The organism is Ferrovibrio sp. GW821-FHT12F09 (assembly GCF_058806775.1).
The window spans coordinates 89,880-109,161 of sequence record NZ_JBXAPZ010000002.1 but is presented as its reverse complement, the minus strand read 5'-3'; the positions used below and the strand labels follow the sequence as shown (position 1 = coordinate 109,161).

Below are 19,282 nucleotides of genomic sequence, written 5' to 3'. Positions count from 1 at the left end.
TTTAATGCCCTGGAATCAGCCGAATTTCGGCGGCCGTTTCTCGAAAAACGCCGTCATGGCCTCGCGCGCTTCCGCGGATTGTAACTGGGCCCGGAAATGCGCACCCTCGGCCGCCATCTGGCTGGCGACATCGCCCTTGGCATCACGCAGCAATTGCTTGGTCAGCTTGATCGCCGTTGGCGGCTTAGCGGCCAGCTTTCCGGCAATGGTGGTGGCTTCAGCCAGCAGCCGGTCGTCAGGGAAAATCGCATTGACGATGCCAAACTCCTTCGCCGTGGCCGGTGTGAAGGGCTCGCCCAGCAGGATTAGTTCAGCCGCACGCTGATGGCCGATCAGTCTAGGCAGCAGCAGAGACGAGGCAGCTTCCGGCACCAGCGCGAGATTGACGAAGGGGAAGGAGAATTTCGCGCTTTCACCGGCGTAGACCAGATCGCAATGCAGCAGCATGGTCGAGCCGACGCCCACGGCCACGCCTGCGACGGCGGCGACCAGCGGCTTCGATGCCGTGCTGATGGCCCGCAGGAAGCGGAAGACCGGGCTGTTCTCGCCCTGCGGCGGATTGTTGAGGAAATCCTGCAGGTCATTGCCGGCCGTGAAGGCGCCGCCATTGCCGGCGAACAGGATCACCCGCACGGCGCTGTCCGTCTCGGCGGCCTCCAGTGCATCGGCCAGTGTCGCATACATGGCCGAGATCAGGGCATTCTTCTTGTCAGGCCGGTTGAAGGTGATGGTCAGGATGCCATCGGCCTGGCTGGTCAGGATCTCGGTCATGGTTCGCTCCCTAGTCGGCGAACAGCAGGATGGCATAGTCGCCGACAGGGGTGAAGCCTAACGCAGCGTAAGCCGTCTGCCCGGCACGATTGTCTTCAGCCGTGAACAGGGTTGCCTGGGTCACGCCATTGCGACGGGCCTGCTCCAGCGCGCCGGCAATCACGGCGCGGGCATAGCCGCGACTGCGGAGATGTGGCGGCGTCCAGGCGTTGCCGACCTGCACGGTATCGGGCACGCGCGCATTGAAGCAACAGCCCGAGACCGGCAGGTCGCCATCCATCAGGATGAACTGTGCCTGCTCGGTTACCCAGAGTTTCGTCTCTTCGTGACAGCTCCGGGTCAGATCCTGCGATGGCGTTGCGCCAAGGCTCTCGCAACAGTAGTCGATGCGCCATTGCTGCAGCAGCGAGATATCTTCCGTCGTCGCCAGCCGGCACTGCAGATTCTGGTTTTCCAGCATCGGGTTCGGCATTTGCAGCCGGTCGAGCTGCAAAGCCATCAAAATCTCTTTCACGCGCAGCCTGTAATGCGTGACAGCCGGTTGTAGGGCATCCTGCGCATCCAGAGCCTGTTTCCAGGGGCCAAGAATGCCCACCGGTCGGCGATCGCCTGCAAGCAGGGCGGTAAGTGCCGCCACGTGCTGCGGCGCATACACTGCCAGGATGTCATTCCAGTAGCGGGCTACGGTGCCGATAATATCGCCGGCCTCGAAAGCGGCGGCGTAGCGGCCGTGGTAGGGCGTATTGCCATCCCGGATGCCGCTGTGGTGCAGGCTGGACCGCAGGACCATGGTTTCGACGGTATGCCGGGCCAGGAAGGCATCCAGTGCCGGTTGATCGGCCGGCTCCAGCAGGCGCAGGTCAGCCATCGTCAGCCTTGCGCTCTGTTCAGCCGATCGAACCCGGCCTTGAGGTCGGCGATCAGATCGCCGGGGTCTTCCAGGCCGATATGCACGCGGATCAGCGAGCCGTGATTCTGCCAGGGCTCGGCCGTGCGCACGCCCTTGATCGCCGGCACAGAGATCAGGCTCTCGTAACCGCCCCAGGAGTAGCCGATGCCGAAGAGTTCGAGATGGTCGACGAATTCGGCGACGGCGGCCTCGGAATATTTCTTCTGCAGCTCGAAGGCGAACAGCCCGCAGGCACCGAGGAAGTCGCGCTTCCATAAGGCATGGCCCGGGTCCTGCGACAGGGCAGGGTGGCGCACGCTGGTGACTTCCTCACGGCCGCGCAGCCAGTCGGCGATGGCAATGCCGCTCTCCATATGGCGGGGAAGACGCACGGCCATGGTGCGCAGGCCGCGCAGGCCGAGATAGACTTCATCCGGCCCGGCATTGGCGCCGATGGCGCGCGCGGTCTCGCGCAGGTCCGGCCAGCTTTCCTTGTTGGCGATCACGATGCCCAGCATCGCGTCGGAATGACCGACGATGTATTTGGTTGCAGCATGCACCGAGAGATCGACGCCATGGCTGAAGCTCTTGAAATAGAGCGACGTGCCCCAGGTGTTGTCCATCGCCAGCTTGGCGCCATGCTTGTGCGTGACCTCGGCAATCGCCGGTACATCGATCATTTCGAAGGTGAGCGAGCCCGGCGATTCAATGAAGACCAGCGAGGTATTGGCGCGGAAGCGCGCCTTGAAGCCGGCCATGTCGATAGCGGTCGGAAAATATTCGGTCTCGACACCCATGCGCTTGAGCACGGTGTCGCAGAAATGCCGGGTCGGGCCGTAGATGTTGTCGATGACCAGGATATGGTCACCCGATTTCACCACGCTCAGGATTGCGCCCGAACAGGCGCCGGCGCCTGACGGATAAGCGATGGCGCGATAGCCGCCTTCCAGTTCGGCCAGCGTGTTCTCGAAGGCATAGGTCAGCGGCGTGCCGGCGCGGCCATAGGTGGTGACCTGCTCGTCCTTCATTTTCGCCGAATAGACGTCGGCCAGCGCCTTCAGGCTGGGCTGCAGGATCGTCGAGGCCCGGTAGACCGGGATATTGACGGCGCCGTGATGGCCTTCGGGATCGCGGCCCAGGGTGGCGAGCTTGGTTTCGTCTTTCATGGCGGACTCCAATGTGATGTCCGACTATCGCAAAGACCTCGCTCAGTGAGAAGGCTTGGCGGGGGTATCCGCCTGGGCTTCCAGCCATAAAGCCGCCCCGAATGAAATCAGCGTCAAAACGCTGGCAGCCATGCGCAACACATTCCACGCCATCCAGTGGTCGGCATAATCCTGCCAGACCGTCGCAGCCGCGGAAGACGCTGTGCCAATGGATGCCAGCATCTCATTCAGCGGGACATTGTAGGTCATGGTCACGCCGAACGCGCCCAGAGCGTAGAATGCGGTTCCTGTCCAGATCAGCCAGCTGGCGGGATCGCGTGGCCGGGCCATGGCTGCAAGGCTGGCCAGAAGACCGAAGAGCAGTGTCCCGAAAAAACCGGCAGCGAAAGTCGTATTGCGTACCGAGGCGTTTATCGCCTGCATGGCGGCGATGGCCACTGACGGATCGGCGGCGGTAAAGCCGACCATAACGGAACAGTGATAAGCATAGAAGAAACCGGCCATCAAGGCCGCGGTGAGTGCGGCGAGGCCGGTGACGGACAGGCGAAACGGTCGCAGCATGGTTCCCCCCGAGATTGGCGACGCGATGGTTGCCTCCACGGCAGAGTGCCGGTTTTCCTGCGCGGAACATTTTCATTCTGCCATGGGTCTTGGCGGAGGCCTGTCTGGCGGCCTAAAACAGTCCGGTCCTTTCTGATGAGGTTGTCCCGTGACCCGCGCCGCCGCCATTCAAGCTGCCACTGCCTACCTGGACGAGGGCGGTTTTGCCGCCGATCTGACCCGCCGGGTGGCGATCCCGACCGAAAGTCAGAACCCAGACCGCGGCGCGGCCCTCGGCAATTATCTGGAACAGGAGATGCGCGGCAGCCTTGAGGCTTTGGGGTTCCAGTGCAGCGTGCATCCCAATCCGTCGCCGAAAGGCGGCCCGTTCCTGGTCGGCATCCGTCGTGAGCCTGGCGCAACCAAGACGGTGTTTTCCTATGGCCATGGCGATGTGATCCGTGGCCAGGATGCGCAATGGCGCAGCGGCCTCAATCCCTGGGTGGTCACGCAGGAAGGCGACAGGCTTTACGGTCGTGGCACGGCCGACAACAAGGGCCAGCATACGGTCAACATCGCCGCGCTGAGCGCCGTGCTGAAGGCGCGCGGTGGTAAGCTGGGGTTCAATGTCGTGTTGCTGATCGAGACTGGCGAGGAAGTCGGCTCGCCCGGCCTGGAGGCGTTTTGCAAATCCCAGAAAGACGCATGGCAGGCCAATCTGTTCCTGGCTTCCGACGGTCCGCGCCTGTCGCCGGAACGGCCGACACTGTATTGCGGCGCGCGTGGTGCGATGAATTTCGACCTCACCGTCGATCTGCGTCAGGGCGCACATCACTCGGGCAACTGGGGCGGCCTGCTGGCAGATCCTGGCATTATTCTCGCCCATGCCATTGCGAGCATTGCCGGTCCGACCGGCCAGATTCGTGTGCCGGAATGGGTGCCGAGCGAGCTGCCGGCCAATGTGCGGCGTGCGCTGGCCGATTGCGAGGTCAGCGGCGGCAGCGATGGTCCGGCCATCGACACCTGGTGGGGCGAGCCGGGCCTGACGCCGGCCGAGCGCGTCTATGGCTGGTGCAGCTTCGATGTGCTGGCCTTCAAGACTGGCAATCCGGAATTCCCCGTCAATGCCATTCCCGGTATTGCCACGGCGCATTGCCAGATCCGCTTCGTGGTCGGACCGGACTCCTCGCAGTTCCTGCCGGCATTACGACGCCATCTCGACCGTCATGGCTTCCCGCAGGTGCAGGTCGCGCAGGCCCGGGCCGAGGTCTTCCGCGCCACGCGGCTCGATCCTGACCACCCCTATGTGAATTTCGCGGTGGCATCGGTGGAACGCACTATGGGCCGCAAGCCGGCCCTGCTGCCCAATCTGGGCGGTTCGTTGCCCAACGAGGTGTTCGCCGAAACCATGGGCCTGCCGACCGTATGGATGCCGCATTCCTACGCGGCCTGTTCGCAGCATGCGCCGAACGAGCACATCCTGCTGCCGGTGATGCGGGAAGGGCTGGCAATGATGGCTGGCCTGCTCTGGGATCTGGGCGAGGCCGACGCCGCCGTTCTGCCGTCCTGACCGTCTGCGGACGTGAGTTTCGATCCGACGGCCAGCCTGGGCGGCCTGTTCCTGTGGTCGCTGCTGGCGGCGACCCTGCTGCCGTTATCCTCGGAAGCGGCCCTGGCCGCCGCCCATGCCGCGGCGGTGGCTCCGCCGCTCATTCTTTTTGCGGTTGCGACAAGCGGAAATGTATGCGGTGCACTGATCAACTGGTTATTGGGAGGCTGGTGCCTGCGCTTTAAGCACAAGCGCTGGTTTCCGATCAGTGTTGTGCAGTTGCACAAAGCCGAAGAACGATTCCGCCGCTGGGGCGGTATTACGCTGCTTTTTTCATGGATTCCGGTCATTGGCGATCCGCTGACCTTCGCAGCGGGCACGCTGCGGTATCCGTTGGCCCGATTTTTGATAGCAGTAACCATCGGCAAGGCGGCCCGTTATGCGATGGTCCTGTGGATAACTGACGTTGTCTTGCCGGTTTTTGCGGCGTCGTGATAATTTAGCCACGGTAGCTGTGGAAACGCAGTACCCAGTCACAACAGGGAAGGGTTATATCCATGAAACTTTTGCAAACGGCCGCTGCCGCGGCTGCGCTCGTGTTTATTGCGCAGGGCGCGCAGGCGGGCGCCACCTTTGATGCCGTCAAGGCCAAGGGCTTCGTGCAATGCGGAACGAATACCGGTCTGGGCGGCTTTGCCGCGCCGGACAGCCAGGGCGTCTGGAAGGGCCTCGACGTCGACGTGTGCCGCGCGGTTGCTGCTGCAGTGTTCGGCGACGCGACCAAGGTCAAGTATACCGGTCTGACCGCCCAGCAGCGCTTCACCGCCCTGCAGTCGGGCGAAGTCGACGTCCTGTCGCGTAATACCACGCAGACCCTGACCCGCGACGCGTCGCTGGGTCTGATCGGCGCCGGTATCAACTATTATGACGGCCAGGGCTTCATGGTGACCAAGAAGCTGGGCGTGAAGAGCGCCAAGGAGTTGAATGGCGCCACCGTCTGCGTGCAGCCGGGCACCACCACCGAACTGAATCTCGCCGACTATTTCCGCTCGGAGAAGATGACCTTCAAGCCGGTGGTCATCGAGAAGCTCGACGAAGTCGTCGCCGCATATGCCTCGGGCCGTTGCGACGTCTACACCACGGACGCGTCTGGCCTCGCCGCCACCCGCGCCACGCAGCTGCCGAACGGCGACGATCATCTGATCCTGCCGGAAATCATCTCCAAGGAGCCGCTCGGCCCGATGGTTCGTCAGGGTGACGACCAGTGGCTGGTCGTGGTTCGCTGGGCCCTCAATGCGATGATCGAGGCCGAGGAATACGGCATCACGTCGGCGAATGTCGACGAAATGCTGAAGAGCGACAACCCCAACATCAAGCGCATCCTGGGCGTCACCCCGGGTGCAGGCAAGGCGCTCGGCGTCGATGAGAAGTGGGGCTACAACATCATCAAGCAGGTCGGCAATTACGGCGAAAGCTTCGAGCGTAATGTCGGCATGGGCAGCCCGCTCAAGCTGGCCCGTGGTGTGAACCAGATGTGGTCGAAGGGCGGCGCGCTGTACGCCTGGCCGATCCGGTAAGATCAGGTAGGGGAGGCCGGCAGCGAATACAGGGCGCTGCCGGCCACTCCATTCTCTACGCCTATATTCAGTTCTCTTAGCCATGGGGGGCACATGGCCGAAGATCGGGTAAGGGGGGCGCAAGCTGCGCCGCCGCGTCGTTTAAGCTGGTATGATCCGGATGTAAGATCCGTCGTGTATCAGGTTGTTGCTGTCGGACTGGTCGCTGTCGTCGCCTGGTTCCTGATCTCCAACACACTGCATAATCTTTCCATTCGCAATATTTCCACCGGCTTTGATTTCCTCAAGCGGGAATCCGGTTTCGCCATCGGCGAATCGCCCATCGAATTCGGGCCGGAAAACACCTATGCCCGCGCCATTCTGGTCGGCCTGCTGAACACCATCCGCGTGGCGGTGATCGGCATCATCCTGGCCACCATCATCGGCACGATCGTCGGCATCGCCCGGCTGTCGAAGAACTGGCTGGTGTCCAAGCTGGCGATGATCTACGTCGAGGTCATCCGCAACGTGCCGCTGCTGCTGCAGCTGTTCTTCTGGTATGCGATCATCACCGAGACGCTGCCGGGCCCGCGTTCGGCTATCAACGTCATGCCGGGCGTCTTCATGTCCAATCGCGGCATCAAGGTGCCGTCGCCGACCGACCATTTCGCCTTCGATCTCGCCGCCATCGGCTTCCTGCTGGCGCTGGTGCTGATCGGTGTGGTGGTTCACTTCGCCAAGAAACGCCAGGACGCGACCGGCCTGGCCTTTCCGGTCTATCGCACGGCCATCGCATTGCTGATCGGCATGCCGTTCCTCGGCTGGCTGATCGGCGGTGCGCCGATGGAGCTGAACGTACCGAAGCTGCAGGGCTTCAATTTCGTCGGCGGTGCCACGCTGACGCCGGAATTCGCCGCCCTGCTGTTCGGTCTTGTGCTCTATACCGCCGGCTTCATCGCCGAGGTGGTGCGCGCCGGCATCCAGGCGGTGAGTTACGGCCAATGGGAGGCGGCGAGTGCCATCGGATTAAGCCGCAGCCAGACCCTGCGGCTGATCGTGCTGCCGCAGTCGCTGCGCGTGATCATCCCGCCGATGACCAGCCAGTATCTGAACCTGACCAAGAACAGCTCGCTGGCGGTGGCGATCGGGTATCCCGATATCGTCTCGGTCGCCAACACCACGCTGAACCAGACCGGTCAGGCCATCGAAGGCATCCTGATCATCATGGCCGTGTATCTGACCATCAGTCTTTCGATCTCGATGTTCATGAACTGGTACAACAAACATATTGCGTTGGTGGAGCGGTAAGATGACGACAGCCACCGAATCCCTGCCGCCGCCGACCTCCACCACCGGGCCGATCGCCTGGGTGCGCGAGCGTCTGTTCTCCTCACCCCTGAACGCCATCCTGACCATCCTGTCGGTCTGGCTGGTGCTGATGTCCTTGCCGCCATTCATTGAATGGGCCCTGATCAAGGCGAATTTCGTGGCGGCGACATCGCAGGAATGCCGCGGTACCGGCGGCGCCTGCTGGGCCTTCATCGGCGTGAAATACCGCCTGATGCTGTTCGGTCTGTATCCCTATGACGAACAGTGGCGTCCACTGATCGCCACTGTCCTGCTGATCGCGATGATCGTGATGAGCTGCGTGCCGCGGTTCTGGAATGCCAGCCTGCTGGTCATCTGGGTCGGCGGCCTGATCGCCGTCGCCGTGCTGATGTGGGGCGGCATCCTCGGCCTGAAATATGTCGAGGACACGCTCTGGGGCGGCCTGCCGCTGACCCTGATCCTGGCCACCTTCGGCATCGCCATCGCGTTTCCCTTTGGCGTCATGCTGGCGCTGGGTCGACGCTCGAAGATGCCGGCGATCAAGACGCTTTGTGTGCTCTACATCGAACTGATCCGCGGCGTGCCGCTGATCAGCATGCTGTTCATGTCGTCGGTGATGCTGCCGCTGTTCCTGCCGGAAGGCTTCAGCATCGACAAGCTGCTGCGCGCCCAGATCGCGATCATCCTGTTCGCGGCGGCCTATCTGGCTGAGGTGGTGCGTGGCGGTTTGCAGGCGATCCCGAAGGGACAGTATGAGGGCGCTGACTCGCTCGGCCTCAGTTACGGCCAGAAGATGAGTTTCGTCATCCTGCCGCAGGCACTCAAGATCGTGATTCCGCCCTTGGTCAGTTTGTTCATTGCGGTGTTCAAGGACACCTCGCTGGTGGTCATCATCGGCATCTATGACCTGATGCAGTCGACCAAGGTGGCGCTCACCGATCCCGCCTGGCGTGGCTTCTCGATCGAAGCCTATTTCTTCGTTTCGGCGATCTACTTCGTCTTTTGCTATTCGATGTCCAAATACAGCCAGAACCTGGAAAAGCGTCTGGCCACCGGACACAAGCGCTGAAGGATCAATTGACCATGGCGAACAACGTTATCGAGCTGCAGAGCGTCAACAAGTGGTATGGCGAGTTCCACGTGTTGCGGAACATCAACCTCAACGTCAAGAAGGGCGAGCGTATCGTCGTCTGTGGCCCGTCGGGCTCCGGCAAGTCGACCATGATCCGCTGCATCAACCGGCTGGAAGAGCACCAGAAGGGCCATATCATCGTCGATGGCACCGAACTGACCAACGACCTTAAGAATATCGACGCGATCCGTCGTGAGGTCGGCATGGTGTTCCAGCATTTCAACCTGTTCCCGCACCTGACCGTGCTGGAAAATCTGACGCTCGGCCCGATCTGGGTGCTGAAGAAGCCCAAGGCTGAGGCCGAAGCGACGGCGATGAAATACCTGAACCGGGTGCGTATTCCTGAGCAGGCCGGTAAATTCCCCGGCCAGCTCTCGGGTGGCCAGCAGCAGCGCGTCGCCATCGCCCGCTCGCTATGCATGAACCCGAAGATCATGCTGTTCGATGAGCCGACCTCGGCGCTCGATCCGGAAATGGTCAAGGAAGTGCTGGACGTCATGGTCGGCCTGGCCGAGGACGGCGGCATGACCATGATCTGCGTCACCCATGAAATGGGTTTTGCCCGCAAGGTGGCGGATCGCGTGATCTTCATGGATCGCGGCGAGATCATCGAGCAGAACACGCCGAACGAGTTCTTCTCCAATCCGCAGAACGAACGCACCCAGCTGTTCCTGAGCCAGATCCTGCACTGATCGGTTAAAACCGTGCTATGCTTCTCCCCATAACAAACGGGGAGGAGCATCATGCGCAGTCTTGTCGCAGTTCTTCTTGTGCTTACGGCGGTCCCGGCGGCCAGCGGCCCCGCCTGGGCCCAGTTGCCGGCCATCGATCCGGTCGGGCAATACCGCCTGATTGGCCCTGCCGGCCGCAGTGACAGCCGCTGCATCGGCCGACCTGAAACCCCACTCTGTGCCGTTGAAACCCTGCTGGCCTGTTTCGCCCGCCGCGATACGGATCTCTGCCGCATCGTCTGGTCCGGTGCCAACGGGGCTGCCGGCAGTCTGATGACAATGTCGAATTCCCGGTACTGGTGGAGCTATCGCGTTGCCGCGGCCGAACAGTCTTCGGCGGACGAGGCGGTGATTGCCGTGGCCGGGCGCAACTGCGGCCTGCTGCAGGCCGAGCCGGACTGTGCCACCACGCCCGCGCCGCCCACCCGTTACCGGGTGCAGCGGATCGATGGCCGGTGGGCCGTGGTCGACTGGCAGTCGCAGGCGGGCGATCCCACACCGGTGCGATAAGCGAAGGAGAGCGGAACTGCGCGGCGATCCGCGCCGTTCTGCATGCGACGGTCAGGGCGTATAGTCGAGGGCCATGGAATCGAGGCAACGATGACACGGCTGTTTGACGCATTGCGCCATATCTCGGCTGGTTGGCGGCTGCTGATCTGTCTGATCGTCGGCAGTGCGATCTTCCTCTGGCCGTTTGAGCCCGACGATCCGCTGGTGCATGCCGGGGCCGCCTGGGTGGCTGGCGTGGCGCTGTTCCTGGGCTGGACCGCCTATGCGGTCAGCTGCATCTCGATTGCCCAGCTGCGCAAGCGCGCCCGTGAACTGGATGACAGCGCCTGGGTCATATCCGTGCTGGTGGTGATTGCCGCGGTCATCAGCCTGCTGGCGCTTGGCCTGATCGTCTATGGCAAAGACAGTGCCCAGGGGCTCGTGCTGGCCCTTCGGCTGGGCTTTGGTGGCGCCAGCATGGTCGCAGCCTGGCTGCTGATCCATACGGTGCTGGCATTGCACTACGCCCATCTCTATTACGGCGACACCGAAGGTGACGGGAAAAAAGAAGATCGTCGCGGTCTGGATTTTCCCGGCAAGGGCGACCCGGATTACTGGGATTTCTTCTACTATTCCTTCGTGATCGGCATGACCTGCCAGGTCTCGGACGTTTCGATCTCGTCGCGCGGCATGCGGCGGCTGACGCTGGCACACAGCATCGTGTCGTTCTTCTTCAATACCACGGTGATCGCGCTGACGGTGAACCTGATCGCCAGCAACTGAGGTCAGCTTAGGCCGGCATAGCGCAGGGCAATGGCGATAACCATGCCGATCAGGATGGCGGTCATCGACTTGCGCAGGATCAGCATCACCGCAACGGCGGCGGCCAGACCCGCCCACATGGCGGGATCGCCCTTCATGGCGGCCGCCACCACGATGGCGATCAGCACGCCGCCGGCAGTGTGGCGCAGGAAGCGCTCCAGCCGGGGCGAGACGGTGACATAGCTCATCATCCAGAAGCCGCCGACGCGGGTCAGCAGCGTGGCAAGGGCCATGCCGAAGATGGCAATCACCGCTGTGAGATCGAAGGCGGTGAAGCTAGTCATGGCGGCTGCTCCACAGGCCGGCGAGGCCGGCGCAGAGGCCGCCGATCAGGATATACCAGTTGCCGGGCAGCCAGAGCAGGGCAGCCACGGTGCCGGCGATGGCGGCGATCCAGGGCAGGATGTCGCTGCGGCCGCGATAGAGCCCGACCACCGAGGTGGCGAAGACGCCGGCGATCAGGACATCGAGGCCCCAGCGTTTGACATCCAGCCCGCCGCTGCTGGCCAGCGCGCCAAGCGCTGTGCCGCCGACCCAGACCGGCCATTGCATGATGACGGTGCCGAGCAGGATGCCGAGATCGCGCCGGCCGTTCATCATCGCCTGCAGCGTAATGGCCCAGCCGGCATCGGTCATGCCGGCCGAGATCGGCAGCACCCAGCGACGCGGCAGGTTGGCGATATAGGGATGCATCGCCGCGCCCATGACGATATGGCGGGCATTGACCAGGAAACTGGTCAGCACGATGGCCGCCACCGGCAGCGGTACGGCACTCCACAGGCTCAGTACGGCGAACTGCGCACTGCCAGCAAAGGTGGCGGCGCTCATCAGGATGGCTTCGCCCGGAGACATGGTGACGCCGAGCGCGGCGGCGCCGAAGGCGATGCCGAAGGGCAGCGCGCTGAGGCTGTAGGGCGCGGTCAGCTTCATGCCGTGCCAGACGCCATCGGCGGTGAACACGGCCGGCTGGGGCGCGGCAGAATCGGGAGCTTGGGCGTTCATGGGGCGGCAAACTAGGGGTTGGCGGCGGGGCAGTCAACCGGTATGATGGTTATATGGCGAAAGCGCTCCCCATCCTTGAACTCGGCTTGCTCGGCGGGCATCCGGCGCTGGATTACGTCAATACGCTGGACTGGCGCGACCGATCCGTAGATGAGGGTGGCCCGGTCGAAACCCTGGTCTCCTATGATGCGCTGCTGGCCTGGTGTCGGCGCTGCGGCATCATCGGGGTCGCCACCGCGACGGAGCTGGAGCATCAGGCCGCTGCCGATCCGCGACAGGCCGCTGCCGTGCTGAGCGAAGCAGTGGCGCTCCGCGAGGCGCTCTATCGTCTGGCGCGGGCGACACGCGCAGGCAAGGTGGCGCGGCCGGCTGATCTTGACATGCTCAATGGCTGTTTACTGCGCTATCCGGAAGGGCGCACGCTGGCGCCGACCGGTCATCGCTTCGTCTGGAAATCCCACGGCGATGGCATCGCCCTCGGTTCGCCGCTGGGTGCCGTTGCGCGGCTTGGCGCGGAACTGCTGGTAACAGCCGAGCCGGAAAGTATCCGCTGCTGTGCCGGTCCCGATTGCGGCTGGCTGTTCCATGACACCAGCCCGAACAAGCGTCGCCGTTGGTGTTCGATGGAAAGCTGCGGCAATCGCGCCAAGGCGCGGCGGCATTATCTGCGAGTCAAAACCCAGGCCTGACGATCCGCACGGAACTTTGTTGGCGAATTTTCATTGGAATCATTCCAAGGAAAAGACCAGCAGAGGTGGATCATGGCCAAGACAGCAGCACCGTCCAAAAAGGCGGGCCTGAAGACCGTTGCGGGCAAGGGTGGCGAAACGCACCAGCAGGCGACGGCGGCCGACGGTCGCGACCGTCTCACCACCAACCAGGGCACGGCGATTGCCGATAACCAGAATTCCCTGAAGGCGGGTGCGCGTGGCCCGACGCTGCTGGAAGATTTCGTGCTGCGCGAGAAGATCACCCATTTCGATCATGAGCGCATCCCGGAGCGTATCGTGCATGCGCGCGGGTCGGGCGCCCATGGCTATTTCCAGGTCTATAAAAGCCAGAGCGCGCTGACCAATGCCGCCTTTCTGCAAAATCCGCGCGAGAAGACCAAGGTCTTCGTGCGCTTCTCCACGGTGGCTGGTGGCGCCGGTTCGGCCGACACCGTGCGCGACGTGCGCGGCTTTGCCGTGAAGTTCTATACCTCGGAAGGCAATTTCGATCTGGTCGGCAACAACATCCCGGTCTTCTTTATCCAGGATGCGATGAAATTTCCCGATCTGGTGCATTCGGTGAAGATGGAGCCTGATCGCGCCTTCCCGCAGGCGGCTTCGGCGCATGACACCTTCTGGGATTTCGCCTCGCTGATGCCGGAAACCACCCACATGCTGATGTGGGCGATGTCGGATCGTGGCATCCCGCGCAGCTACCGCATGATGGAAGGCTTCGGGGTGCACACCTTCCGTTTCGTCAATGCCAAGGGCAAATCCACCTTCGTGAAATTCCACTGGCGGCCGACCATCGGGTCAGTCTCGCTGATCTGGGATGAAGCCGTGAAGCTGGCCGGCGCCGACTATGACTTCCATCGCCGCGATCTGTGGAACGCCATCGAGGCTGGCGATTATCCGGAATTCGAACTCGGCATCCAGGCGTTCGATGAAAAGACCGCCGATGCGCTTGGCTTCGACGTGCTGGATCCGACCAAGGTGATCCCGGAGGAAATGATTCCGGTGCAGATGATCGGCAAGCTGGTGCTGGATCGTAATCCGGACAACTTCTTTGCCGAGACCGAGCAGGTCGCCTTCCATCCCGGCCATGTCGTGCCCGGCATCGACTTCACCAACGACCCCCTGCTGCAGGGCCGGCTGTTCTCCTATACCGATACGCAGTTGAGCCGCCTTGGCGGCCCGAATTTCCATGAGCTTGAGATCAACCGCCCGGTCTGCCCGATGCGCAACTTCCAGCGCGACGGCATCCATCGCATGGCGGTACCCAAGGGCCGCGTTGCTTATGAGCCCAACAGTCTCGATCCGGACAGCCCGCGCGAACACCCCACGGCCGGCTTCACCAGTTTCCCCGAGCCGCTGACCGGCGAGAAGCAGCGCATCCGGTCGGAGAGCTTCGCCGATCACTACAGCCATGCGCGGCTGTTCTGGCTCTCGATGACCGAACCGGAGAAGACCCATATCGTCAGCGCCTTTGCCTTCGAACTGGCCAAGGTGGAAACCATCGCCATCCGCAAGCGCATGCTGGGCCGCCTGAAGCTGGTGCATGACGATCTCTGCAGCCAGGTGGAAGCCGCGCTCGGCATGGAGGGGCAGGCCGAAAAGCTGACGCCCGCCGTTGCGGCCAAGACCATGAAGCCGTCGAAGGCGCTCAGCCTGATCGCCAAGGCCTTGCCCACCATCAAGGGTCGCAAGATCGGCGTTCTGGTCACCGATGGCGGCGATGCCAAGCTGCTGGCGGCCGTTCAGAAGGCGGCGCAGGCCGAAGGCGCCGTGGTCGAGATCATCGCCCCCAAGATCGGCGGCGTGAAACTCAGCGACGGCAAGGTCACGCCTGCCAATCACACAATCTCAGGCGGTCCGTCCGTGCTGTTCGATGCGGTGGTGCTGCTGCCCTCCACGGATGGCGTGAAGAAACTGGTGCGTGAGGCCGGCGCCGTGGCCTGGGTGCATGATGCCTTCAGCCATCTGAAGGTGATCGGCAATGTGGCCGCAGCCAAACCTCTGATGGACAAGGCTGGCGTCGAGAAGGATGACGGCATCGTGGCGCTCGAGGGTGGCGTGGCGGCCTTTATCAAGGCGGCGCAACAGCATCGCATCTGGGCCCGCGAGCCCAAGCTGCGCAGTCCCGGCTGATTAGCGGCGCGGATCGAACAGCGCGTCGCGGGTCTGGTAGGGCCGGAAGCCAGTCTTCTGGTACAGCGGCAGTGCGGCCGGATGGTCGAGGTTGCAGGTGTTCACCATCAGCCGTTGCGTGCCGTAGGAGAAAGCCTGCCGTACGCCGGTGCGCAGCAGCCATGGCCCCAGGCCGCGGCCGAAGAATTCCGGCGCCAGGCCGAAATAGGCGATGTTGATCGGCTTGCGCGGATCGCTGTCCTCGTCGCGGCGGTCGAGTTCGATATACCCGGCCGGCACGCCGCCGACATAGGGTACCCAGATTTCCACCAGCGGATCGCAGATCACTTGGCCCAGCGCGACATCGCTCATACGGTGGCGATCGACCCAGTGCCAGGCGCGGCCGACCGTGTCGTAGAGGTAGCGATAGAAGCCGACGGTGGGCTTTTCCAGCCGCAGCAGCGCCAGCTTGGGCACCAGCGGCGGCCGTTCGCTGCCCTCGGGAAGGGCTTTCAGCATATCCAGATAGACGACCGTGACATTGTAGCGGCCGTCCTCCAGCAGTTCGGCCGGGCGCAGCCGGAAGATCGCCGGCGCAACCGTGTTCTCGGTATCGCGGGCTGCGGCCATGCAGGGGATCGTTACTTGGTCAGTTCGGCCGGCAGGTCGGCGCGGCCGCCCCATTCGGTCCATGAGCCGTCATAGACCGAAACCTGGCGATGCCCGAGCAGATGCATGCCCAGCGTGAGGATGCAGGCCGAAACGCCCGAGCCGCAGCTGTTGATCACCGGTTTGCTCAGGTCGACGCCGGCTTTGCCGAAGATGTCGTGCAAAACATCGGCCGACTGGAACAGGCCGGTCTGCGGATCGGTCATCATTGAGGAAGGCACGTTAAGCGAACCCGGAATATGACCGCCGCGCAGGCCGATGCGCGGCTCCGGCTCGGTGCCATCGAAGCGGCCCTTGCTGCGGGCATCCACCACCTGTTCGCGCGGGCTCGCCATGTTGGTGCGCACCTGTTCCACGTCGCGCACCAGCATGTCGTTGCGCCGCGCGGTGAAATGCCGTTCGCGCGGCAGCGGCGGCAGGTCTTCCACCGGCCGGCCTTCCGCCTTCCACTTCTTGAAGCCGCCGTTCAGCACGGCCACGTCGGTATGGCCGAAGACGCGGAACATCCACCAGGCGCGCGGTGCCGAGAGATGCACGTCCGAACCGTCGTAGACCACGATGCGGTTGCCGTCGCCGATGCCAAGGCGCCGCATGCGGGCGGAGAATTTCTCCGGGCTGGGCAGCATATGCGGCAGCGGCACATCGGTATCGGCGATCTCGTCGATATCGAAGAACACCGCGCCGGGGATATGCGCATCGGCATATTCGGCCTTGCCGTTGCGGCTCATGGTCGGCAGATACCAGGAGGCATCGACGATGCGCAGATCGGGCGCCTTCAGATGCTCGGCCAGCCACTCGGTCGATACCAGCGCATCCGGGTTGACATAGTTCATGCGACTGCTCCCTGCTTGCGGTCTTTATGCCGCGAATTCGATGCTGACGCGGCGGTTCTGCCGGCCCTTGTTTTCGATCTTGCGCACGGCGACCGCGCCGATCTCGCCGGTCTGCTTCACATGGGTGCCGCCGCAGGCCTGCAGGTCGAGTGGCTTGTCGAGGCCTGCCACTTCGATCAGGCGCACCTTGCCCAGGCCCATCGGCGGTTTCACTGCCATGGTCTTGACCAGGTCGGGGCTGTTGAGCAATTCCTCGTCGGTGATCCAGCGCGCGGTCACCGCATGATCGGCGGCAACCAGTTCGTTCAGCTTCGCCGTCAGCGTGTCCTTGTCGGGGATGCTGTCGGCCATGTCGAAATCCAGCCGGCCCTTGCCATCGCTGACCTGGCCGCCGGTGACCGGGAAGGGCACCAGCACCGACAGCAGATGCAGGCAGGTATGCATGCGCATCAGGCGATGCCGGCGCGCCCAGTCGATCTCCAGCCGGCCGCGGGCGCCAACCTTCAGCAGGGCCGAGCCGCCGGCCGGCACATGGACAATGCCCTCGGGGCCATCGCCCTTGCGGGTGTCGGCAATCGCGATGGCGTCGCCGCTCTCCAGCACGAAGCGGCCGCTATCGCCGGGCTGGCCGCCGCCGGTCGGATAGAACACGGTCTTGTCGGTCTGGAATCCACGCTCGTCGATGGCGGTGATCACTGCATCGCAGTGGGTGAGATAGGCATCGTCGCGGAACAGGAACTCGGTCATGGCGCTCACACCATCCAGGCCGGAACCGGCAGGTTCTTGCTGCGCAGGAAGTCCGGGTTGAACATCTTGCTCTGGTAGCGCGCGCCGCCATCGCACAGGATGGTGACGATCGTGTGTCCAGGCCCCATTTTCTTTGCGAGGCGGATCGCGGCGGCCACGTTGATCCCCGACGAGCCGCCCAGCACCAGGCCTTCATGCTGCACCAGGTCGAACACCACCGGCAGCGCTTCCTCGTCGGGAATCTGGAAGGCGTCGTCCGGCGTGATGCCCTCCAGGTTGGCGGTGATGCGGCCCTGGCCGATGCCTTCGGTGATCGAGCTGCCTTCGGCCTTCAGTTCGCCATGCTTGTAATAGTGATAGAGCGCCGCGCCCATCGGATCGGCCAGCGCCACCTGCACCTTCGGATTGCGTTCCTTCAGCGCCATCAGGATGCCGGCAAACGTCCCGCCCGAGCCGACCGCGCAGGTGAAGCCATCCACCTTGCCGCCCGTCTGTGTCCAGATCTCGGGGCCGGTGGTGTGGTAATGCGCCGCGCGGTTGGCGATGTTGTCGAACTGGTTGGCCCAGATCGCGCCCTTGGGTTCGGTCTTCGCGATCTCCTCGGCCAGCCGGCCAGAATATTTCACGTAGTTGTTCGGGTCCTTGTAGGGGACAGCCGGCACCAGGCGCAGGTCGGCGCCGCACAGGCGCAGGAAATCCTTCTTCTCCTGGCTCTGGGTATCCGGCATCACGATCACGGTCTTGAAGCCGAGCGCATTGCCCACCAGGGCCAGGCCGATGCCGGTATTGCCCGCCGTACCCTCGACAATGGTGCCGCCGGGTTTCAGGGTGCCGCGCTTCAGCGCATCCTGCACGATATACAGCGCTGCCCGGTCCTTTACCGAACCGCCTGGATTCATGAATTCAGCCTTGCCATAGATCTCGCAGCCGGTGAGATCGGAGGCGGCTTTCAGGCGGATCAGGGGGGTGTTGCCGATGCTGTCGACGAAGTCTTTGCGAATGTCCATGCCGGGCTCGATATCCTGGGTCTCGGGCTGATATAGCGTCCCCCGAAACCCATCCTATACCGAGGGGGGGTTAGGGTCGCAACCCGCGGGGATCGGCCCATCTCTGCCGCAGCTTTTCGCGGTACAAACCGAGCCAGAGCAGGCCGATGGTCGCCGGCGAATTGGGCATTTTCCCGGCTTCCCACTGGGCAAAGGCCTCGGGGAAGGGCATGGCGAAGACCCGGATATCCTCATGCTCGGCGGCCAGTCCGTGGAAGCCGCCGGCCCGGCCGGCATCCACCTGGGCGCAGAACATGTGGAAGCGCTCGCAGCAGAAGCCCGGCGTGGAATAGACCATGCCGACCGGCAGCAGCGGCCCGATGGCGTCCAACCCGGCTTCCTCCTTCAGCTCGCGGATGCCGACCTCCTCGGTCGACTCTCCGTCCTCGATCAGGCCAGCCACGGTTTCCACCATCCAGGCGCGGTCGCCATTGAACAGGGCGGAGGCGCGGAACTGCTCGATCAGCACCACCTCGTCGCGCTTCGGATCGTAGGGCATGACGCAGACGGCATCGCCGCGATACACCACCTCGCGGTCGATCTCGAGTGCACCGCCTTCAAAGCGACCATGCCGCAGCCAGAGCTTGTCGACTTTCAGGTGCCCCCGGAAGACCTGCTCCTGCCGCGTGACCTCGACGGGATAGGGTTGGTGGCTGGTGCTTATCTGCTTGCGCATGGCATCGGACCCTGACTGTGAAGCAAATGAAGGAAGGCATCCTTATGGCGACGCTGCCAGCCCGCCAGATGCCAGTCGGTCTTGGCGGCGGGGAGAACAGGGCCGGCGGGCAGGAACACCAGGGCGCGCTGGCTGCCGGCGGCACTGGCTGGTCTCACCGGCAGGGCGCGGCTGACATATTCCGGCCCTTCGTAGCGGGCGAGGCGCCCGGCGTCTGTGGGGCGTGCCGCACGGAACAGCAGGCCATCGACCACGCCGCCGGGGGCGCGAATCAGCACGGGATAGCTGCGGCCCTGGGCCTGCTTGCGGCGGAAGCCGTGCAGCAGTGCCGGCTCAAGCTGCCGCGGGCTGGGGCGGTAGCCGAGAATCAGGGTCTGGATATCGGAGTCGCACAGCGTGCCGTAGAAAAAATACCGCATGGACAGCTGGCTTGACCTGCCGGGGGATTGATCCACATTGTGAAAACTTGCGTACATTACGATGTAATCCAAGCGTCAG

The 19,282-nt window shown here is 63.4% G+C and carries 22 protein-coding genes; 10 read left to right on the top strand and 12 right to left on the bottom strand.

Features of this window, described 5'->3' with window-relative positions; genetic code table 11:
* Positions 1 to 15: 15 nt before the first annotated feature.
* From AC1ROB_RS13400 to AC1ROB_RS13385, 4 genes are read right to left on the bottom strand one after another with little or no spacing between them, the layout of a single operon-like run.
* Positions 16 to 771 (bottom strand): enoyl-CoA hydratase, encoded by a 756-nt coding sequence (locus AC1ROB_RS13400; protein WP_492970646.1) that lies wholly within the window; start codon positions 769 to 771, stop codon positions 16 to 18.
* 10 nt (positions 772 to 781) lie between these two features.
* On the bottom strand, positions 782 to 1,639 hold the full coding sequence (locus tag AC1ROB_RS13395; RefSeq protein WP_492970647.1) for a GNAT family N-acetyltransferase: 858 nt from the start codon (positions 1,637 to 1,639) through the stop codon (positions 782 to 784).
* A 2-nt stretch (positions 1,640 to 1,641) separates the two neighbouring features.
* Complete coding sequence (metC, locus tag AC1ROB_RS13390; RefSeq protein WP_492970648.1) at positions 1,642 to 2,826, bottom strand: cystathionine beta-lyase; 1,185 nt, start codon at positions 2,824 to 2,826, stop codon at positions 1,642 to 1,644.
* A 42-nt stretch (positions 2,827 to 2,868) separates the two neighbouring features.
* Complete coding sequence (locus AC1ROB_RS13385; protein ID WP_492970649.1) at positions 2,869 to 3,387, bottom strand: anthrone oxygenase family protein; 519 nt, start codon at positions 3,385 to 3,387, stop codon at positions 2,869 to 2,871.
* 148 nt (positions 3,388 to 3,535) lie between these two features.
* On the opposite strand from AC1ROB_RS13385, the gene AC1ROB_RS13380 reads away from it, so the two are divergent.
* The 8 genes from AC1ROB_RS13380 to AC1ROB_RS13345 all read left to right on the top strand — a co-directional run bounded on the left by AC1ROB_RS13380 (position 3,536) and on the right by AC1ROB_RS13345 (position 10,935).
* The gene (locus tag AC1ROB_RS13380; protein WP_492970650.1) at positions 3,536 to 4,936 is read left to right on the top strand and encodes a M20 family metallopeptidase; all 1,401 of its coding nucleotides are present in this window, start codon (positions 3,536 to 3,538) and stop codon (positions 4,934 to 4,936) included.
* 12 nt (positions 4,937 to 4,948) lie between these two features.
* Positions 4,949 to 5,410 carry a YqaA family protein gene (locus tag AC1ROB_RS13375; protein WP_492970651.1) on the top strand — a complete coding sequence of 154 codons (462 nt, stop codon included), beginning with the start codon at positions 4,949 to 4,951 and terminating at the stop codon, positions 5,408 to 5,410.
* A gap of 62 nt (positions 5,411 to 5,472) precedes the next feature.
* Entirely contained in the window at positions 5,473 to 6,492 is a 1,020-nt protein-coding gene (locus AC1ROB_RS13370; protein ID WP_492970652.1) for an amino acid ABC transporter substrate-binding protein, read from the top strand.
* A gap of 174 nt (positions 6,493 to 6,666) precedes the next feature.
* On the top strand, positions 6,667 to 7,779 hold the full coding sequence (locus AC1ROB_RS13365; RefSeq protein ID WP_492970653.1) for an amino acid ABC transporter permease: 1,113 nt from the start codon (positions 6,667 to 6,669) through the stop codon (positions 7,777 to 7,779).
* Between the two features lies 1 nt (position 7,780).
* Positions 7,781 to 8,869, top strand: a complete 1,089-nt coding sequence (locus tag AC1ROB_RS13360; protein WP_492970654.1) for an amino acid ABC transporter permease — start codon at positions 7,781 to 7,783, stop codon at positions 8,867 to 8,869.
* Between the two features lie 14 nt (positions 8,870 to 8,883).
* Positions 8,884 to 9,624, top strand: a complete 741-nt coding sequence (locus tag AC1ROB_RS13355; protein WP_492970655.1) for an amino acid ABC transporter ATP-binding protein — start codon at positions 8,884 to 8,886, stop codon at positions 9,622 to 9,624.
* Positions 9,625 to 9,675: 51 nt separating this feature from the next.
* A complete protein-coding gene (locus tag AC1ROB_RS13350) occupies positions 9,676 to 10,173 on the top strand; it encodes a hypothetical protein (protein ID WP_492970656.1) in 498 nt (165 codons plus the stop codon).
* 90 nt (positions 10,174 to 10,263) lie between these two features.
* Positions 10,264 to 10,935 (top strand): DUF1345 domain-containing protein, encoded by a 672-nt coding sequence (locus AC1ROB_RS13345; RefSeq protein ID WP_492970657.1) that lies wholly within the window; start codon positions 10,264 to 10,266, stop codon positions 10,933 to 10,935.
* 2 nt (positions 10,936 to 10,937) lie between these two features.
* Here the strand turns inward: AC1ROB_RS13345 and AC1ROB_RS13340 are convergent, their stop codons facing one another.
* Together AC1ROB_RS13340 and AC1ROB_RS13335 are read right to left on the bottom strand one after the other, a co-directional pair.
* Positions 10,938 to 11,258 (bottom strand): AzlD family protein, encoded by a 321-nt coding sequence (locus AC1ROB_RS13340; protein WP_492970658.1) that lies wholly within the window; start codon positions 11,256 to 11,258, stop codon positions 10,938 to 10,940.
* Positions 11,251 to 11,976: an AzlC family ABC transporter permease gene (locus AC1ROB_RS13335; protein WP_492970659.1), complete on the bottom strand. Its 726-nt coding sequence runs from the start codon at positions 11,974 to 11,976 to the stop codon at positions 11,251 to 11,253. Before AC1ROB_RS13335 ends, AC1ROB_RS13340 begins: the two co-directional genes overlap by 8 nt.
* 53 nt (positions 11,977 to 12,029) lie before the next feature.
* Between AC1ROB_RS13335 and AC1ROB_RS13330 the strand changes: the two genes are divergently transcribed.
* Both AC1ROB_RS13330 and AC1ROB_RS13325 read left to right on the top strand, forming a co-directional pair.
* Positions 12,030 to 12,665 carry a CGNR zinc finger domain-containing protein gene (locus tag AC1ROB_RS13330; RefSeq protein WP_492970660.1) on the top strand — a complete coding sequence of 212 codons (636 nt, stop codon included), beginning with the start codon at positions 12,030 to 12,032 and terminating at the stop codon, positions 12,663 to 12,665.
* A gap of 72 nt (positions 12,666 to 12,737) precedes the next feature.
* Entirely contained in the window at positions 12,738 to 14,834 is a 2,097-nt protein-coding gene (locus AC1ROB_RS13325) for a catalase (protein WP_492970661.1), read from the top strand.
* Here the strand turns inward: AC1ROB_RS13325 and AC1ROB_RS13320 are convergent, their stop codons facing one another.
* From AC1ROB_RS13320 to AC1ROB_RS13295, 6 genes are all read right to left on the bottom strand, one after another.
* The gene (locus tag AC1ROB_RS13320; protein ID WP_492970662.1) at positions 14,835 to 15,443 is read right to left on the bottom strand and encodes a GNAT family N-acetyltransferase; all 609 of its coding nucleotides are present in this window, start codon (positions 15,441 to 15,443) and stop codon (positions 14,835 to 14,837) included.
* Between the two features lie 11 nt (positions 15,444 to 15,454).
* Complete coding sequence (gene sseA / locus AC1ROB_RS13315) at positions 15,455 to 16,315, bottom strand: 3-mercaptopyruvate sulfurtransferase (RefSeq protein WP_492970663.1); 861 nt, start codon at positions 16,313 to 16,315, stop codon at positions 15,455 to 15,457.
* A gap of 24 nt (positions 16,316 to 16,339) precedes the next feature.
* Positions 16,340 to 17,062 carry an alanyl-tRNA editing protein gene (locus AC1ROB_RS13310; protein WP_492970664.1) on the bottom strand — a complete coding sequence of 241 codons (723 nt, stop codon included), beginning with the start codon at positions 17,060 to 17,062 and terminating at the stop codon, positions 16,340 to 16,342.
* A 5-nt stretch (positions 17,063 to 17,067) separates the two neighbouring features.
* On the bottom strand, positions 17,068 to 18,069 hold the full coding sequence (locus AC1ROB_RS13305) for a cysteine synthase A (protein ID WP_492970665.1): 1,002 nt from the start codon (positions 18,067 to 18,069) through the stop codon (positions 17,068 to 17,070).
* Between the two features lie 70 nt (positions 18,070 to 18,139).
* Positions 18,140 to 18,784, bottom strand: coding sequence for an NUDIX domain-containing protein (locus tag AC1ROB_RS13300; protein WP_492970666.1), 645 nt, complete (start codon positions 18,782 to 18,784; stop codon positions 18,140 to 18,142).
* Entirely contained in the window at positions 18,769 to 19,203 is a 435-nt protein-coding gene (locus tag AC1ROB_RS13295) for a gamma-glutamylcyclotransferase family protein (RefSeq protein WP_492970667.1), read from the bottom strand. The genes AC1ROB_RS13300 and AC1ROB_RS13295 overlap by 16 nt, the downstream gene beginning before the upstream one ends.
* Between the last annotated feature and the right edge of the window lie 79 nt (positions 19,204 to 19,282).

Bases quoted from the DNA above. Each gene is read 5' to 3' on its own strand.
- AC1ROB_RS13330 (WP_492970660.1), top strand. From the start codon at position 12,030: ATGGCGAAAGCGCTCCCCATCCTTGAACTCGGCTTGCTCGGCGGGCAT.
- AC1ROB_RS13320 (WP_492970662.1), bottom strand. From the start codon at position 15,443: ATGGCCGCAGCCCGCGATACCGAGAACACGGTTGCGCCGGCGATCTTC.
- sseA (WP_492970663.1), bottom strand. From the start codon at position 16,315: ATGAACTATGTCAACCCGGATGCGCTGGTATCGACCGAGTGGCTGGCC.
- AC1ROB_RS13355 (WP_492970655.1), top strand. From the start codon at position 8,884: ATGGCGAACAACGTTATCGAGCTGCAGAGCGTCAACAAGTGGTATGGC.
- AC1ROB_RS13300 (WP_492970666.1), bottom strand. From the start codon at position 18,784: ATGCGCAAGCAGATAAGCACCAGCCACCAACCCTATCCCGTCGAGGTC.
- AC1ROB_RS13295 (WP_492970667.1), bottom strand. From the start codon at position 19,203: ATGCGGTATTTTTTCTACGGCACGCTGTGCGACTCCGATATCCAGACC.
- AC1ROB_RS13370 (WP_492970652.1), top strand. From the start codon at position 5,473: ATGAAACTTTTGCAAACGGCCGCTGCCGCGGCTGCGCTCGTGTTTATT.
- AC1ROB_RS13310 (WP_492970664.1), bottom strand. From the start codon at position 17,062: ATGACCGAGTTCCTGTTCCGCGACGATGCCTATCTCACCCACTGCGAT.
- AC1ROB_RS13345 (WP_492970657.1), top strand. From the start codon at position 10,264: ATGACACGGCTGTTTGACGCATTGCGCCATATCTCGGCTGGTTGGCGG.
- AC1ROB_RS13340 (WP_492970658.1), bottom strand. From the start codon at position 11,258: ATGACTAGCTTCACCGCCTTCGATCTCACAGCGGTGATTGCCATCTTC.
- AC1ROB_RS13335 (WP_492970659.1), bottom strand. From the start codon at position 11,976: ATGAACGCCCAAGCTCCCGATTCTGCCGCGCCCCAGCCGGCCGTGTTC.
- AC1ROB_RS13360 (WP_492970654.1), top strand. From the start codon at position 7,781: ATGACGACAGCCACCGAATCCCTGCCGCCGCCGACCTCCACCACCGGG.
- metC (WP_492970648.1), bottom strand. From the start codon at position 2,826: ATGAAAGACGAAACCAAGCTCGCCACCCTGGGCCGCGATCCCGAAGGC.
- AC1ROB_RS13305 (WP_492970665.1), bottom strand. From the start codon at position 18,069: ATGGACATTCGCAAAGACTTCGTCGACAGCATCGGCAACACCCCCCTG.
- AC1ROB_RS13350 (WP_492970656.1), top strand. From the start codon at position 9,676: ATGCGCAGTCTTGTCGCAGTTCTTCTTGTGCTTACGGCGGTCCCGGCG.
- AC1ROB_RS13325 (WP_492970661.1), top strand. From the start codon at position 12,738: ATGGCCAAGACAGCAGCACCGTCCAAAAAGGCGGGCCTGAAGACCGTT.
- AC1ROB_RS13395 (WP_492970647.1), bottom strand. From the start codon at position 1,639: ATGGCTGACCTGCGCCTGCTGGAGCCGGCCGATCAACCGGCACTGGAT.
- AC1ROB_RS13400 (WP_492970646.1), bottom strand. From the start codon at position 771: ATGACCGAGATCCTGACCAGCCAGGCCGATGGCATCCTGACCATCACC.
- AC1ROB_RS13385 (WP_492970649.1), bottom strand. From the start codon at position 3,387: ATGCTGCGACCGTTTCGCCTGTCCGTCACCGGCCTCGCCGCACTCACC.